Here is a 13,594-nt window from a genome sequence, read left to right as displayed (position 1 = left end):
ACAGGCAACTCCGCCGGCGGCGCTCAGGCCGCGGAAAGCGTCCGGGACGGCGCGGCCCCGGCCCAGGCAATGCGGCCAACCGTCTGGCAATGGCTGCAGACCGGCTCCCACCGCGCCTGCTCCGTGCCACAGGCGGTGCAGACCCAGCGCGGCTCCGGCGCCGCGGCCGCGGCGGCCCGCAGCCAGCGGCCCTCGGCCGCCCGCCCGGCGGGCGTGTCGCCCAGCTCCACCCGTTCCAGCTCGACCAGGGCCAGGAAGACCCGGCGGTCGCCCTCGCCGCTCTCAGCCAGCGCCTCCAGCTCCGCCCGCGCCCGCCCGACCAGCGAGGCCGCCAGCGCCTCCCGCCCCAGCAACAGCCGGCTTTCGGGATGCTGGCGCCGCGCATGGGTCAGCGCCTCCGCCGACTTCATCCGCGTCAGGGGATCGGACTGGCCGGCCAGGTAGGCCTCGGCGATGGAGGGGTGCGGCTGGGCGGCCCAGGCTTCCTCCAGCACCTTGCGCGCCCGCCGGTCCTGGCCCGTCTCCGTGAGGCGGCCGGCATAGGCCACGGCCACCGGGGCGAAGCCCGGATCCGCCTCGAAGCCGCGCTTCAGGTAGTCCAGTGCCCGCGCCTGATCCGGCTCCTCCGCCGCCGAGGCCAGGGCCAGCGGCGCGACCGCCAGCCCGGCGGTCCCGCCGCCCTTGGGGCCGGCCAGCGCCAGGGCCTCGCGCCAGTCATGGGTGCGCAGGGCCAGATGGCCGCGCTCCTCGCGGATCCAGGCGGCGCCCGGCTGCGCCGCCTCCGCCTCGCGCGCCAGCCGGTGCGCCTCGGCCCAGTCCTCCTTCTGCATGGCGGCGCGCAACAGGCCGCGCAGCCCCAGGAAGCGCGCATCCTCACGCTCCGCCAGCGCGCGGAAGGCGGTGTTCGCGGCCTCCTCCCGCCCGGCCATCCGCTCCGCCTCGGCCGCGAGCAGCAGGGTGTGCGGCGTGTCGCCCAGCATGCGGCGGGCGCGCGTCACCTCCACCCGCGCCTGGTCGGGCGTGCCGGCGGCGAGGGCGATCAGCGCCCGCGTCACCGCCGCGTCGCCATCCGCGCGGTTGCGCGCGGCACGGCGCGCGCGCGCCCGGGCCGGCCAGGCGCGCAGCGATGCCCAGCCGCGCAGCAGCCCATGCAGCACCAGGAACAGCACGATGCTGCCGATCAGCAGCAGCCAGAGCGGCACGGCGACGAAGACGTCCCCGACATGCAGCTCCATGAATCCGCCCAGCACGCGGAGGTACCAGGCGGCGGCGACACCCGCCGCCAGGAGGATCAGCAGCCCGATCGCGCGCAGCATCAGCCGGCGCTCCGCTCGGCGCTCAGCTCACCCAGCGCGTTGCGTGCCGCCTGCAGCCCCCGCGCCTGGGCCAGCCAGCCTTCCATCGCCGCCTTGGACGGGGGCGGCAACCGCTCCAGCCGCGCGATGGCGGCCTCCAGGTCCCCGGCCTCCAGGGCACGGCGCGCGATCTCCAGCTCGCCGGAGACGCGATCGCCCACGACGACCTCCTCGCCGCGCCGGACCGTCACCAGGCCCTGGATGCGGGAGAGCGCCGAATCCATCACCCCCTGCCCCTGCGGCTGCGCCGCGTCGCGGGCGGCACGGGCCGCCTCCTCGAAGGACAGGCGCAGCGACGCCTCGGTCGGCGGCGCTGCGCTGGCATAACGCGCCAGCGGCGCCGGCGGGGTGCCGGGCAGCCCGGCCAGGGCCCCGCCCAGCGGCCGCCCGGCCTCCAGCGCGGCCTGGATGGCGCCGCGCGCGGCCAGGAAGCCCACCCGGCGTTCCGCCGCCTCCGCCTGCCGCAGCCGCTGGTCGATCGTCGCCAGCCGCTGGTCCAGCGCGGCAGCCTGGGCTTCCATCCGGCGGTCCATCTCCTGGTTCGCCGCCTCCACCCGCTGCGCGATGCTCTGGTCGAGCGCGGCGAGGCGCGGCTGCACGGCAGCCTCGGCGGCGCCGATGCGGTCGGCCAACTGCTTCTCCGCCGCGGCGATGCGCTGCTGGAAGGCCGCCTCGGCCGTCGTGGTCCGCTGCTCGGCGCGGCGCTCCGCCTCGGCGATGCGGGTGTCGGCCGTCGCGGCACGCTGCTCGATCAGCCGGCCGGCCTCGGCCTGCCGCCCCTCGATCGCCGCGAGGCGGGAATCGAGCTGCCGGTCCGTCTCAGCGCGGCGGGCATCGGCCGCGGCCCGGCGCTGGGCGAGGTCGGCCTCGAGCCCCGCCAGACTCTCCTCCAGCCGCTTGGTGCTGTCGTGCTCGCGTCCCTCCAGCCCCTGCAGCCGGGCCGCCAGCGCCTCGATGGCGGGCTTGTTGGAAGGGTCGCCGGGGGGGCGGGAGGCCAGGTCCTGCGCCGTGCTCTCGAGCGTGGCGAGGCGGCGCTCATTGCCCTGGATGCGCTCGGGCAGGCCGGCTGCGGGATTCGGCCGGCCCTCCAGCGCGGCGATCCGGCCGTCGATCGCGGCGATCTGCCCGCGCAGATCCTCGCCCGGCGCCGTGCCGGAGCGCGGCGAGGAGAACAGGAAGGCCAGCGCGCCGCCCAGCACCACGATCCCCACCAGGATCGGCAGCACGGCGGGGTCCAGCCACTTCGCCGGGGGCGAGGGCGGCAGGGTGCTGGCAGCGCGGGGCGCCGCGCCGGCAGGGGCGGCTTCCGGGGGCGTGGCGGGGCTGTCGCTCATGGGACGGGCAGCGATCCTTCTTGGCCCGCCGGCCCCAGCAGGGCCAGCAGGGCGTCCTGGTCCGGACGCGAGGCGACGCGCAGGTCCCGCCAGGGCAGGTCCTGCAGCGCCGAGGCCACGCGCGCGCTCAACGCGAGCGCGACGACGGCGGTTGCCGCCGCCGCCACGCCCGCTTCCCGCCACAGCCGCAGCGCGACCTCGGCCGAGCGGGGGGAGAAGAACAGGGCCGCGCCGACCTGGCCCTGGGCCAGGGCGTCGCGGGCCGGCTCCGGCAGGTGCCGGGCCGGTCCTGCGGCATACACGACGCGGCGCAGCACCCGGAAGCCCCGATGCCGCAACGCCTCGGCGAGGTCGCGGGCGTAGCCCTCCCCCGCCGCCAGCAACAGCGGCCCTTGGGCGGGGTCCAGCCGGGAGGCGGCCAGGGCGGCGAGGGAGTCCGCCGTGCCGCCGGCCGCGGCCACCATGCCCGCCCCGGCGGCGCGGGCCTCGGCGGCGCTGGCCTCCCCCACGGCCAGCACGGGAGCCGCCGGCCAGCGCCCGGCCAGGGCGCGGGCGGCAGCCCGGCTGGTCAGCAACACGGCCTGGGCGGCGGGCAGCGGCACGGTGCGGGCATCGAGCCGAAGGGCCGGTGCGAGCACGGGGACCCAGCCCAGCGCAGCAACCCGGGCGGCGGTCTCGGCCGCGCCCGGCTCGGGCCGCGTGACCAGGCAGCCCGCCGGGGGCGCGGCAGGCGTCAGTGGAAGATGTCGGCCGGGCTGTCGGCGCGCAGCTCGCGCCCCAGCGCCTCGCCCAGCGCCTCCGCCTCGGCGGCGGGGCCGAAGGTGCTGCGCTTGAGCAGGAAGGAGCCGTCGGGCCGCGCCACCAGACCGGTCAGGCGCAGCGAGCCGTCCGGCAGCAGCTTGGCGTGCCCGCCGATCGGCGTGCGGCAGGAGCCGTCGAGCGAAGCCAGCAGCGCGCGCTCCGCGCGGGAGACGGCGCGCGCCTCCGGGTCCTCGATGGCGGCGAGCAGCTCGTGCAGCTCCGTGTTGGCGGCGCGCACGGTGACGCCGACGATGCCCTGGCCGGCGGCGGGGACCATCGCCTCGGGGTCGATCACCACCATGCCCTCCGGCTCCAGCTCCAGCCGGCGCAGCCCGGCCAGCGCCAGCATCGTGGCATCGACCTCGCCATCGGCCAGCTTGCGCAGGCGGGACTGCACGTTGCCGCGGATCATCGTGACCGTCAGGTCGGGGCGCGCATGCAGGATCTGGCTCTGCCGCCGGACGCTGGCGGTGCCGACCAGCGCCCCGGCCGGCAGGGTGGCGAAGGGGTCGGAAGGGTCCAGCCCGACGCAGCGCGGCCCCGGCAGCAGCACGTCGCGCGCGTCCTCCCGCTTGAGGGTGCAGGCGAGGACGATGCCCGGCGGCATCTCCGTCTCCAGGTCCTTGAGGCTGTGGACGGCGAAGTCGATCCGCCGGTCCAGCAGCGCCTCGTGGATCTCCTTGGCGAAGAGCCCCTTGCCGCCGATATCCGCCAGGCGCCGGTCCTGGATGCGGTCGCCCGAGGTGGTGATGACGTGCTCCTCGAACGCCTCGGCCATGCGCAGCACGGGGCAGAAGCGGGTGATGAGCGCGAGGAAGGTCCGCGTCTGCCACAGCGCCAGCGGCGAGCCGCGCGTGCCCACGCGCAGCGGCAGGCCGTGGCCGGCGGGGCGGTGGTGCGACGGGACGGGGCCGCTGGTGGCCGTCGCCGGGATCGGCGCAGGGGACGCAGCGGGGTGGGCAGGCAGCATGCGGCGCGTCATAGAGCCGTCACGGCGGCGGGGAAAGCGGCGGCAGGCGTGGGTGAGGGTCCGATGGAACGCGTGAGTGGGCCCGTGCTGGGGCTGGAGAGCAGTTGCGACGAGACGGCGGCCGCCGTGCTGGCGCCGGACGGCACCATCCTGGCCGAGGCGCTGCTGACCCAGCTCGCCGAGCATGCCCGCTTCGGCGGCGTGGTGCCGGAGGTCGCGGCGCGCTCCCACCTGGTCCACCTGCCCCTGCTGGCCGAGCGGGTGCTGGAACAGGCCGGTGTGGCGCCCGCCGCGCTGGGCGGGGTGGCGGCGACCTCGGGGCCCGGGCTGATCGGCGGGCTGGTGGTGGGGGCCAGCCTCGGCAAGGGGATCGCCCTGGCGCATGGCCTGCCCTTCGTCGCGGTGAACCACCTGGAGGCGCATGCGCTGACCCCGCGCCTGCCCGGCCTGCTACCGGAGGCACCGGCCTTCCCCTACCTGCTGCTGCTGCTCTCCGGCGGGCATTGCCAGTGCGTCGCGGTGGAGGGGCTGGGACGCTACCGCCGGCTCGGCACCACGCTGGACGACGCGGTGGGCGAGGCCTTCGACAAGGCGGCCAAGCTGCTCGGCCTGCCCTGGCCCGGCGGGCCGCATCTGGAGCGGCTGGCGGCGGCGGGCGATCCGCGGCGCATCCCCCTGCCCCGCCCGCTGCTGGGGCGGGAAGGGTGCGACTTCTCCTTCTCTGGCCTCAAGACCGCCGTGGCCCATGCGGTGACGAAGCTGACGGACGAGGCGGGCAAGGCCGACATCGCCGCCGCCTTCCAGGCCAGCGTGTCCGCCGTGATGGCCGACCGCGCGCGGCACGCGCTGGCCATGATGACGGGGGCGACCGCGCTGGTGGTCTCGGGCGGGGTGGCGGCGAATGGCGGGGTGCGGACGGCGCTGGCCGGGGTGGCGGAGGCCGCCGGGCTGCCGCTGATCGCGCCGCCCATCCGGCTCTGCACGGACAATGCGGTGATGGTGGCCTGGGCGGGGATCGAGCGGCTGCGCGCCGGGCTGGCCGATCCGGTGGACCATGCCCCGCGCCCGCGCTGGCCCCTGGCGGAACTGGCCGGCCCCGATGCGGAGGCGGCATGAGGGGCCATGTCGCCGAGGGCGGCGGCATCCGCCTCAGCCGCCCCTCGCGGGCCGACGCCCCCGCGCTGATCGCCGCCCATCGGGCGAGCCGTACCCTGCACCACCCGTGGGTGCAGCCCTTCACCGACGAGGTGGGGTTCGAGGCCTGGTTCCTGCGTGGCCTGACCGGGCCGAACATCGGGCTGGTCGTGCGCCGGGTGGACGGCAACGCGCCGGTCGGGGTGGTGAACCTCAACGAGATCGCCGGCGGGGCCTTCCACAGCGCCTATCTCGGCTACTGGGCGATGGCCGGACAGGAGGGGCGCGGGGCGATGCGCTGGGCGCTGACGCTCGCACTGGAATTCGCCTTCCGGGACCTCGGGCTGCACCGGCTGGAGGCGAACATCCAGCCCGGCAACCTCCGCTCCATCGCCCTGGTCCGCGGGCTGGGCTTCCGGCATGAGGGCTTCTCGCCGCGCTACCTCCGCATCGGCGGGGAATGGCGCGACCACGAACGCTGGGCCCGCCTCACGGACGACCCGCCGGCGGAGGCGCCACTGGCGGAGGCGCCCCCGCCGGGGCAGAAGCCGGCCGCATGAACTACCGCCACGCCTACCACGCCGGCAACTTCGCCGACTGCCTGAAGCACGCGCTGGTGCACCATCTGGTCCTGGCGCTGGGCCGCAAGCCGAAGCCGTTCCGGGTGCTGGACGCCCATGCCGGGATCGGCCGCTACGACCTGACGGAGGAGCGCGCGGCACGCACGGGGGAATGGCGGCGCGGGATCGGCCGGCTGGACGGCGTGGCGGACGGCCCCCTCGCCCCCTGGCTGGACGCCGTGCGCGTGCAGGGCTGGCCGCCGCTCTACCCCGGCAGCCCGGCGCTGGTGCAGGCGCTGCTGCGCGAGGAGGACCGGCTGGTGCTGTGCGAGCTGCACCCCGAGGACCAGGCCGTGCTGCGGGCGGCGATGGGCCGCGACCCGCGCGTGGCGATCCACGAGCGCGACGGGTGGGAGGCGTCCCTCGCCCTGACCCCCTTCCCGGAGAAGCGCGGCCTGCTCCTCCTCGACCCGCCCTTCGAGAAGGAGGGGGATTTCGCGCGGCTGTCCGACACGATGCTGGCGGTGTGGAAGCGCTTCCGGGGCTGCGTCCAGGCGGCGTGGTATCCGGTGAAGCACCGCGCCCCGGTGCGCGACTTCCACGACGCCGTCCGCGCCGGCGGGCTGCGCGACGTCCTCGCCTGCGAGCTGTGGCTGCGCGAGCCGACCGACCCGACCCGGCTGAACGGCTGTGGCCTGGCCGTGGTGAACCCGCCCTACGGCTTCGAGGCGGCGGCGGGGGCGATGCTGGCCGCCCTACTGGAGCGTCTCGGGGATGGCGAGCCCGGCCAGGGCTTCGCCGTCACGCGGCTGGCCGATGAATAGGGTCGCGGTGATCGGTGCCGGCGCCTGGGGCACGGCGCTCACCGTGCAGGCCGCCCGCGCCGGGGCGGAGGTCTCGCTCTGGGCGCGCGACCCGGCCAGGGCGGCGGCGATGCGGGCGGGCGGGACGAATCCGCGCCTGCCCTCCGCCTCGCTCGCCGGCATCCGCGTGACCACCGACGCCGCCGAGGCGCTGGACGGCGCGGGGCTGGCGGTGCTGGCCGTGCCGGTGCAGCCGCTGCGCGCCACGCTGGCCGGCCTGCCGCCCCTCCCCGCCGCCGTCGTGGTCGCCAAGGGGGTGGAGCGCGGCACGCTGCGGCTGCCGCTGGAAATCCTGGCCGAGGCGCGTCCCGGCCTGCCCGCCGCTGTGCTCTCCGGCCCCAACTTCGCGCATGAGGTCGCCGCCGGCCTGCCCGCCGCGGCCGCCGTGGCGAGCCGGGACGCGGCGCTGCGCGAGGCGGTGCGGGAGCGGCTCTCCACCGCCGCCTTCCGCCTCTACGACAATGACGACCCGGTCGGGGTGCAGATCTGCGGCGCGGCCAAGAACGTCGCCGCCATCGCCGCCGGGGCCGTGGTCGGGGCGGGGCTGGGGGAGAATGCGCGCGCCGCGCTGGTCGCCCGCGCCCTGGCGGAGATCGGCCGGCTGGTCGATGCCGAGGGCGGGCGGAGGGAAACCACCGCTGGCCTCTCCGGGCTCGGCGACCTGCTGCTGACCTGCTGCGGGCCGAGCAGCCGGAACTTCGCCCTGGGCCATGCGCTCGGCCAGGGGCGCGGCGCCGCCGAGGCCCTGGCGGCCGGCACGGGCGTGGCGGAGGGTGCGGCGACCGCCCCGGCCCTGCTCGCCCGGGCGCAGGCCGCCGGGGTGGAGATGCCGCTCTGCGCCGCCGTGGTGGCCGTGCTGGAGGGCGGGCTCAGCGTGCCGGAGGCGGTGGCGCGGCTGCTGGACCGGCCGCGGCGGGAGGAGCTGCCGCCCCCCAGGCCCCGCTGACCCGGCCGCCGAGCCAGCGCACCGCATAGGGTCGGAAGGGCGCCAGCGCCGCCTCCAGGGACGGATCGGGCGCCGCCTGCGCCCGGATTTCCAGCCCTGCCCCGGACCGCAGGGGTGGCCGCCCGCCCAGCCAGGGGTCGTCCTGCGCCACCCCGGCCAGGGCCGCGACCGTCTCCGGCTCCTGGGCGCCGGCCAGGGCGAAGCGCGTCAGCCGGTCGAGTGCCGCCGCTTCCGCCGCCGGCAGCGCCACGCCGTTCGCGGCGGCCAGGCGCTCCAGCACCGCCACGGCCTGCAGCGCGAAGAGGTGGTAGTGCAACGCCAGCGCGCCGCGGGCCAGCTCCTGCGGCAGCGCGCCCTGCCCCGTGACCTGGGCGAGCTGGGCGCGCAGGCGCTCCATGCCCCAGTCGAACAGCACGCGGTCGTTCCCCGCGATCCCGGCGGCCGCGACCGCCAGCCCGGCCCAGGCGGCGTGGTTGTTGCGGGTGTCGCTGATGGCCGCGGCCGAGGGCCGGTCGTAGCGCGGCCGGGCCGCCTCGGCCACGCGGCGCAGCCAGAGCCCGACGCGCCCCAGCGCCACGGGGTCCAGCCCCGGTGCATCCCGGACCTTGAGGAAGGCCAGCGCGGCGCCGGCCAGGGCCCAGACCCGGTGATAGCCGCCCTGCTGGTTCACGGCGCCCAGCAGGGCCCCGTCCTTCGCCCAGGAATCGAGCGTGGCCAGAGCGCAGGCGGCGGCCCCGGCCATCCCCTCGCGGTGCCGGTCGGCCGGGCCCTGCACCGCGTCGAGGAAGCGGTCGAGCCGCGCCTGGACCGCCCGGTCGGCGGCCAAGCGGGCAGGATCGGGGCGCGAGAAGGCGGGATCGGCGTAGAAGGAGACGCCCTCGATGGCGCGGACCGGCTCGGGCGGCGGCGGGCAGTCGCGGGCGGGGCCGGCGGCGGGCGGGGCCGGCGGGAAAGGCCCGCGCAGCGGCTCGGCAGACCAGGCGCCTGGGGCGGAAAGCAGCACGGCCACCACCGCGCCGCACGGCGCCCGCCGCATCGCGCGGCTCAGGAGCCCTCGCCGCCGAAGAGCGGCAGCGGCGCCGGCTCGCCCGCGCGGCGCTTGGGACGCTCCTTCTCGGCGCGCAGGCGCAGCAGCTCGTCCAGCATCCGGTCCATCGTGACCCAGATCGGCTCGTTCCCCTTGCGCTCCTGCATGACCAGCCGGTGCGCGGCCAGGGTCACGTTCAGCGTGCCGCGCGTCGTCTCCGGACGCGGCATGCGCATCTGCACCAGCGCCTTCTCCACCTCCTCCAGCGGGACGTTCAGCGCCTCGGCGATCTGCGCCGGCTCCAGCCCCTGGCGGCGGAGCTGGCGCGCCTTGTCCCGCTGCTTCGGCTGCAGCGCGATGGAGGGCCGCAGCGCCTGGGTGCGGCGGGAGATCTCGCCGGCGCCGGCACCGGGCGCCTTGCCCTTGAAGGACGGCATGGACGGGTTCGCTCCTGTCTCGTCCCCTCCGATGCGCCGGGACGGGCCGCGGTTCAATCCCCTTCCCGCGCCCATCCGCCCGATCACCCGCCCGGGACCGTCAGTCCCCGCGGAGGGCGGCGCCGGCCGCCAGCGGGGCCAGCGGCAGCATCGCCGCCACCAGCGCGCCCAGCAGCAGCAGGTAGGGGCGCGGGGACAGCCCGCCCGCCGCCGCCTCGATCGCGGCGGCGGCGAAGATGGCGACCGGCACGGCCAGCGGCAGCACCAGCACCGGCAGCAGCGCCCCGCCGCGGCGGGCGCCGAGCGTCAGCGCCGCGCCCATCGTCCCCAGCAGCGACAGCGCGGCCCCGGCCAGCGCCAGCGCCGCGCAGGCCGCGGGCCAGGCCTCCGGCGACAGGTTCAGCATTGCCCCCGCCAGCGGCGTCGCCGCCACCAGCGGCAGGCCGGTGACCAGCCAGTGCCCCACCGCCTTGGCCAGCGCGATTCCGGCCGGCGGCAGGCCGGAGAGGCGCAGCAGGTCGAGCGAGCCGTCCTCCGCCTCCGCCCCGAACATCCGGTCCAGCGGCAGCAGGGCGGCGAGCAGGCCGGAGGCCATCAGCGCGCCGGGCGCGAGCCGGGCCAGCGCCTCCGGGCTGGGGCCGACGCCGAAGGGGAAGAGCGCGCAGACGACGAGGAAGAACAGCACCGCGGCGAGGATGTCGCCGGGATGGCGCAGCGCCAGCCGCAGCTCGCGCGCCAGGACGGCCAGCCAGATCGCGGTCACAGCGCGAGCTCGCGCGGTGCATCCAGCGGCAGCGGCAGGTGGGTGGTGACGACGACGATGCCCCCCGCCGCCCGGTGCGCGGCGAGAAGCGGCGCGAGGCGCGCGACCGAGGCGGCGTCGAGGCCGACCGTGGGCTCGTCCAGCAGCCACAGCGCCGCCGGCCCCAGCGCGAGCCGCGCCAGCGCCAGCCGCCGCCTCTGCCCGGAGGACAGGGCCCGCGCCGGCAGGTCCGCGACCGCGTTCAGCGCCAGCGCGTCCAGCGCCGGCTGCACCGCGCCGCCGAGCAGGCGTGCGGCGAAGCGGAGATTCTCCCGCACCGTCAGGCCGGGCTTGGCCGCGTCCAGGTGCCCCACCCAGCGCAGCCGCCTGGCATGCGCGGCGGGATCGGCAGCGATGTCCTGGCCGCACCAGGACACGGTGCCGGACTCGGGCCGCAGCAGCCCCGACAGGGCCCGCAGCAGCGACGACTTCCCGGCGCCGTTGCGCCCGGTCAGCACCAGCGCCTCGCCGCCTGCCACGGAAACGGTCAGACCGGTGATGACGGAATGGCCGCCCCGACGCAGGGACATGTTCTCGACGTGCAGCAGCCGCCCAACTCCGCCGTGGTTCCCCTGGACCCGCATCGGCCGCCATGCTTCAAGCCGATTGAAAAACATCAACCTTTTTGCGAAAGGTTCGCAACTACCATGCGGATGATCGGGCAGGATACGCTGAAGACCCGCCGAACCCTTTCGGTGGACGGCAAGGACTACCACTACTTCAGCCTGCCCGAGGCCGGGAAGGCCCTCGGCTACGACATCGCGAAGCTGCCCAACAGCCTGAAGGTGCTGCTGGAGAACGTGCTGCGCTTCGAGGACGGCCGCGCCTACACCGTCGCCGACGCCGAGGCCTTCGGCGGCTGGATCAAGGACGCCCGCTCCGACCGCGAGGTGCCGTTCCGCCCGGCGCGCATCCTGATGCAGGACTTCACCGGCGTCCCGGCGGTGGTGGATCTCGCCGCGATGCGCGACGGCATCCTCAAGCTCGGCGGCGACCCGCGCCGGGTGAACCCGCTGGTGCCGGTGGATCTGGTGATCGACCACTCGGTGATGGTGGACGTCTCCGGCACGCCCGACGCGCTCGAGAAGAACGTCGAGATCGAGTACGAGCGCAACGGCGAGCGCTACGAGTTCCTGCGCTGGGGCCAGTCCGCCTTCGACAACTTCCGCGTCGTCCCGCCGGGTGCCGGCATCTGCCACCAGGTGAACCTGGAGCACCTGGCCCAGGTCGTCTGGACCCGCAGCGAGATCGGCGACACCTACGCCTATCCCGACAGCTGCTACGGCACGGACAGCCACACCACCATGGTCAACGGCCTGGGCGTGCTGGGCTGGGGCGTCGGCGGCATCGAGGCGGAGGCGGCGATGCTCGGCCAGCCCATCGCCATGCTGATCCCGGACGTGATCGGCTTCCGCCTGACCGGCGCGCTGCGCGAGGGCGTGACCGCCACCGACCTCGTGCTGACCGTCACCCAGATGCTGCGCAAGAAGGGCGTGGTCGGCAAGTTCGTCGAGTTCTTCGGTCAGGGCCTCGCCAACCTGCCGCTGGCCGACCGCGCCACCATCGGCAACATGGCGCCCGAGTACGGCGCCACCTGCGGCTTCTTCCCGGTGGACGAGGTGACGCTGGGCTACCTCTCCCTCTCCGGCCGCGACGAGCACCGCATCAACCTCGTGCGCGAGTACTGCAAGGCCCAGGGCCTGTGGCGCGACGCGAACACCCCCGACCCGGTGTTCACCGACACGCTGGAGCTCGACCTCGCCACCGTGCAGCCCTCGCTGGCCGGTCCGAAGCGGCCGCAGGACAAGGTGCTGCTGGGCGATGCCGCGACCGCCTTCGCCAAGGACCTGCCGGCGCTCGCCGGCGGCCCCGCCGACATCGCCAAGCGCTACCCGGTCGCCAACGCCAACCATGACCTCGGCCATGGCGACGTGGTGATCGCGGCGATCACCTCCTGCACCAACACCTCCAACCCCTACGTGCTGGTCGCCGCCGGTCTCGTGGCGCGCAAGGCGCGGGCCAAGGGGCTGCGGCCGAAGCCCTGGGTGAAGACCTCGCTCGCCCCCGGCTCCCAGGTGGTGACGGACTACCTGACCAAGTCGGGCCTGCAGGAGGACCTGGACGCCATCGGCTTCAACACCGTGGGCTATGGCTGCACCACCTGCATCGGCAATTCCGGCCCGATCGAGGACCACATCGTGGACGCGATCGAGACGAACAAGCTGGTCGCCGTCTCCGTGCTGTCGGGCAACCGCAACTTCGAGGGCCGCATCCACCCGAACGTGCGGGCGAACTACCTCGCCTCGCCGCCGCTGGTGGTCGCCTACTCGCTGTTCGGCACGATCACCCGCGACATCACCACCGAGGCGATCGGCCAGGACCAGGACGGCAAGGACGTCTTCCTGAAGGACATCTGGCCGACCCAGAAGGAGATCAACGACATCGTCGCCTCCGCCCTGGACCGGAAGATGTTCATGGAGCGCTATGCGGGCGTCTTCGACGGCACCTCGCAGTGGCAGGCGATCAAGGTGGACGCGGACAGCGACACCTATCGCTGGAACTCCGGCTCCACCTACGTGCAGAACCCGCCCTACTTCGAGGGCATGACGATGCAGCCGGAGGAGAAGGCCGCCATCGAGGGCGCCCGGGTCCTGGCGGTGCTGGGCGATTCCATCACCACCGACCACATCTCGCCCGCCGGCTCGATCAAGAAGGCCTCGCCCGCCGGCGAGTACCTGTTGGAGCACCAGGTGCGGCAGGCGGACTTCAACAGCTACGGCGCCCGCCGCGGCAACCACGAGGTGATGATGCGGGGCACCTTCGCCAACATCCGCATCAAGAACCAGATGGTCCCGGGCATCGAGGGCGGCATCACCAAGCACCTGCCCTCGGGCGACGTGCTGCCGATCTACGACGCCGCCATGCGCTACAAGGCGGAGGGCGTGCCGCTGGTGATCTTCGGCGGCAAGGAATACGGCACCGGCTCCTCGCGCGACTGGGCGGCCAAGGGCACCTTCCTGCTGGGCGTGAAGGCCGTCGTCTGCGAGAGCTTCGAGCGCATCCACCGCTCGAACCTCGTCGGCATGGGCGTGCTGCCGATGGTGTTCAAGAACGGCGAGAGCCACGCCTCGCTCGGCCTGACCGGCGAGGAGACGATCGACTTCGTCGGCCTCGAGACCATCACCCCGCGCATGGACGTGACGATGGTGATCCACCGCCCCGACGGCACGGAGACGCGCACCACGCTGACGTGCCGCGTCGATACGGCCGACGAGGTCGAGTACTACAAGCAGGGCGGCATCCTGCACTACGTGCTGCGCTCGATGGCGGAATCGGCCCAGGCGGCCTGATCCCCTGCGGGCCGG

Annotated in this window: 13 protein-coding genes; 5 read left to right on the top strand and 8 right to left on the bottom strand. The window is 75.5% G+C overall.

Going from position 1 to position 13,594, the window contains the following annotated elements; genetic code table 11:
• Positions 1-23: 23 nt before the first annotated feature.
• The 4 genes from LPC08_RS07270 to hemC form a co-directional block, all read right to left on the bottom strand.
• Positions 24-1,316, bottom strand: a complete 1,293-nt coding sequence (locus LPC08_RS07270; protein ID WP_230452039.1) for a heme biosynthesis HemY N-terminal domain-containing protein — start codon at positions 1,314-1,316, stop codon at positions 24-26.
• On the bottom strand, positions 1,316-2,689 hold the full coding sequence (locus tag LPC08_RS07265) for a COG4223 family protein (protein ID WP_230452038.1): 1,374 nt from the start codon (positions 2,687-2,689) through the stop codon (positions 1,316-1,318). Before LPC08_RS07265 ends, LPC08_RS07270 begins: the two co-directional genes overlap by 1 nt.
• On the bottom strand, positions 2,686-3,327 hold the full coding sequence (locus LPC08_RS07260; RefSeq protein ID WP_230452037.1) for a uroporphyrinogen-III synthase: 642 nt from the start codon (positions 3,325-3,327) through the stop codon (positions 2,686-2,688). The genes LPC08_RS07265 and LPC08_RS07260 overlap by 4 nt, the downstream gene beginning before the upstream one ends.
• A gap of 95 nt (positions 3,328-3,422) precedes the next feature.
• Positions 3,423-4,460 (bottom strand): hydroxymethylbilane synthase, encoded by a 1,038-nt coding sequence (gene hemC / locus LPC08_RS07255; RefSeq protein WP_230452036.1) that lies wholly within the window; start codon positions 4,458-4,460, stop codon positions 3,423-3,425.
• Positions 4,461-4,523: 63 nt separating this feature from the next.
• Here hemC and tsaD point away from each other — a divergent pair, with 63 nt between their 5' ends.
• From tsaD to LPC08_RS07235, 4 genes are read left to right on the top strand one after another with little or no spacing between them, the layout of a single operon-like run.
• On the top strand, positions 4,524-5,576 hold the full coding sequence (gene tsaD / locus LPC08_RS07250; protein ID WP_230452035.1) for a tRNA (adenosine(37)-N6)-threonylcarbamoyltransferase complex transferase subunit TsaD: 1,053 nt from the start codon (positions 4,524-4,526) through the stop codon (positions 5,574-5,576).
• On the top strand, positions 5,573-6,154 hold the full coding sequence (locus LPC08_RS07245; RefSeq protein ID WP_230452034.1) for a GNAT family N-acetyltransferase: 582 nt from the start codon (positions 5,573-5,575) through the stop codon (positions 6,152-6,154). The genes tsaD and LPC08_RS07245 overlap by 4 nt, the downstream gene beginning before the upstream one ends.
• Positions 6,151-6,978, top strand: coding sequence for a 23S rRNA (adenine(2030)-N(6))-methyltransferase RlmJ (locus tag LPC08_RS07240; protein ID WP_230452033.1), 828 nt, complete (start codon positions 6,151-6,153; stop codon positions 6,976-6,978). The genes LPC08_RS07245 and LPC08_RS07240 overlap by 4 nt, the downstream gene beginning before the upstream one ends.
• Entirely contained in the window at positions 6,971-7,963 is a 993-nt protein-coding gene (locus tag LPC08_RS07235; RefSeq protein ID WP_230452032.1) for an NAD(P)H-dependent glycerol-3-phosphate dehydrogenase, read from the top strand. Before LPC08_RS07240 ends, LPC08_RS07235 begins: the two co-directional genes overlap by 8 nt.
• Here LPC08_RS07235 and LPC08_RS07230 read toward each other — a convergent pair.
• The 4 genes from LPC08_RS07230 to ccmA form a co-directional block, all read right to left on the bottom strand.
• Positions 7,887-8,999, bottom strand: a complete 1,113-nt coding sequence (locus LPC08_RS07230; protein ID WP_230452031.1) for an alginate lyase family protein — start codon at positions 8,997-8,999, stop codon at positions 7,887-7,889. The two genes, LPC08_RS07235 and LPC08_RS07230, sit on opposite strands and share 77 nt — an antisense overlap.
• Before the next feature lie 8 nt (positions 9,000-9,007).
• Positions 9,008-9,427: a hypothetical protein gene (locus LPC08_RS07225; RefSeq protein ID WP_230452030.1), complete on the bottom strand. Its 420-nt coding sequence runs from the start codon at positions 9,425-9,427 to the stop codon at positions 9,008-9,010.
• A 100-nt stretch (positions 9,428-9,527) separates the two neighbouring features.
• Positions 9,528-10,190 carry a heme exporter protein CcmB gene (gene ccmB / locus LPC08_RS07220; protein WP_230452029.1) on the bottom strand — a complete coding sequence of 221 codons (663 nt, stop codon included), beginning with the start codon at positions 10,188-10,190 and terminating at the stop codon, positions 9,528-9,530.
• On the bottom strand, positions 10,187-10,813 hold the full coding sequence (gene ccmA / locus LPC08_RS07215; RefSeq protein ID WP_230452028.1) for a heme ABC exporter ATP-binding protein CcmA: 627 nt from the start codon (positions 10,811-10,813) through the stop codon (positions 10,187-10,189). The genes ccmB and ccmA overlap by 4 nt, the downstream gene beginning before the upstream one ends.
• A 63-nt stretch (positions 10,814-10,876) precedes the next feature.
• Between ccmA and acnA the strand changes: the two genes are divergently transcribed.
• Positions 10,877-13,579 carry an aconitate hydratase AcnA gene (acnA, locus tag LPC08_RS07210; protein WP_230452027.1) on the top strand — a complete coding sequence of 901 codons (2,703 nt, stop codon included), beginning with the start codon at positions 10,877-10,879 and terminating at the stop codon, positions 13,577-13,579.
• Positions 13,580-13,594: the final 15 nt, after the last annotated feature.

This window comes from Roseomonas sp. OT10, assembly GCF_020991085.1.
Lineage (GTDB): Bacteria > Pseudomonadota > Alphaproteobacteria > Acetobacterales > Acetobacteraceae > Roseomonas > Roseomonas cutis.
This window is presented reverse-complemented; position numbering and strand designations above follow the sequence as displayed.

Coding starts and splice junctions, on each gene's coding strand:
- LPC08_RS07270 (WP_230452039.1), bottom strand. CDS start 1,316: ATGCTGCGCGCGATCGGGCTGCTGATCCTCCTGGCGGCGGGTGTCGCC.
- LPC08_RS07265 (WP_230452038.1), bottom strand. CDS start 2,689: ATGAGCGACAGCCCCGCCACGCCCCCGGAAGCCGCCCCTGCCGGCGCG.
- hemC (WP_230452036.1), bottom strand. CDS start 4,460: ATGCTGCCTGCCCACCCCGCTGCGTCCCCTGCGCCGATCCCGGCGACG.
- tsaD (WP_230452035.1), top strand. CDS start 4,524: ATGGAACGCGTGAGTGGGCCCGTGCTGGGGCTGGAGAGCAGTTGCGAC.
- LPC08_RS07245 (WP_230452034.1), top strand. CDS start 5,573: ATGAGGGGCCATGTCGCCGAGGGCGGCGGCATCCGCCTCAGCCGCCCC.
- LPC08_RS07240 (WP_230452033.1), top strand. CDS start 6,151: ATGAACTACCGCCACGCCTACCACGCCGGCAACTTCGCCGACTGCCTG.
- LPC08_RS07235 (WP_230452032.1), top strand. CDS start 6,971: ATGAATAGGGTCGCGGTGATCGGTGCCGGCGCCTGGGGCACGGCGCTC.
- LPC08_RS07230 (WP_230452031.1), bottom strand. CDS start 8,999: ATGCGGCGGGCGCCGTGCGGCGCGGTGGTGGCCGTGCTGCTTTCCGCC.
- LPC08_RS07225 (WP_230452030.1), bottom strand. CDS start 9,427: ATGCCGTCCTTCAAGGGCAAGGCGCCCGGTGCCGGCGCCGGCGAGATC.
- ccmA (WP_230452028.1), bottom strand. CDS start 10,813: ATGCGGGTCCAGGGGAACCACGGCGGAGTTGGGCGGCTGCTGCACGTC.
- acnA (WP_230452027.1), top strand. CDS start 10,877: ATGCGGATGATCGGGCAGGATACGCTGAAGACCCGCCGAACCCTTTCG.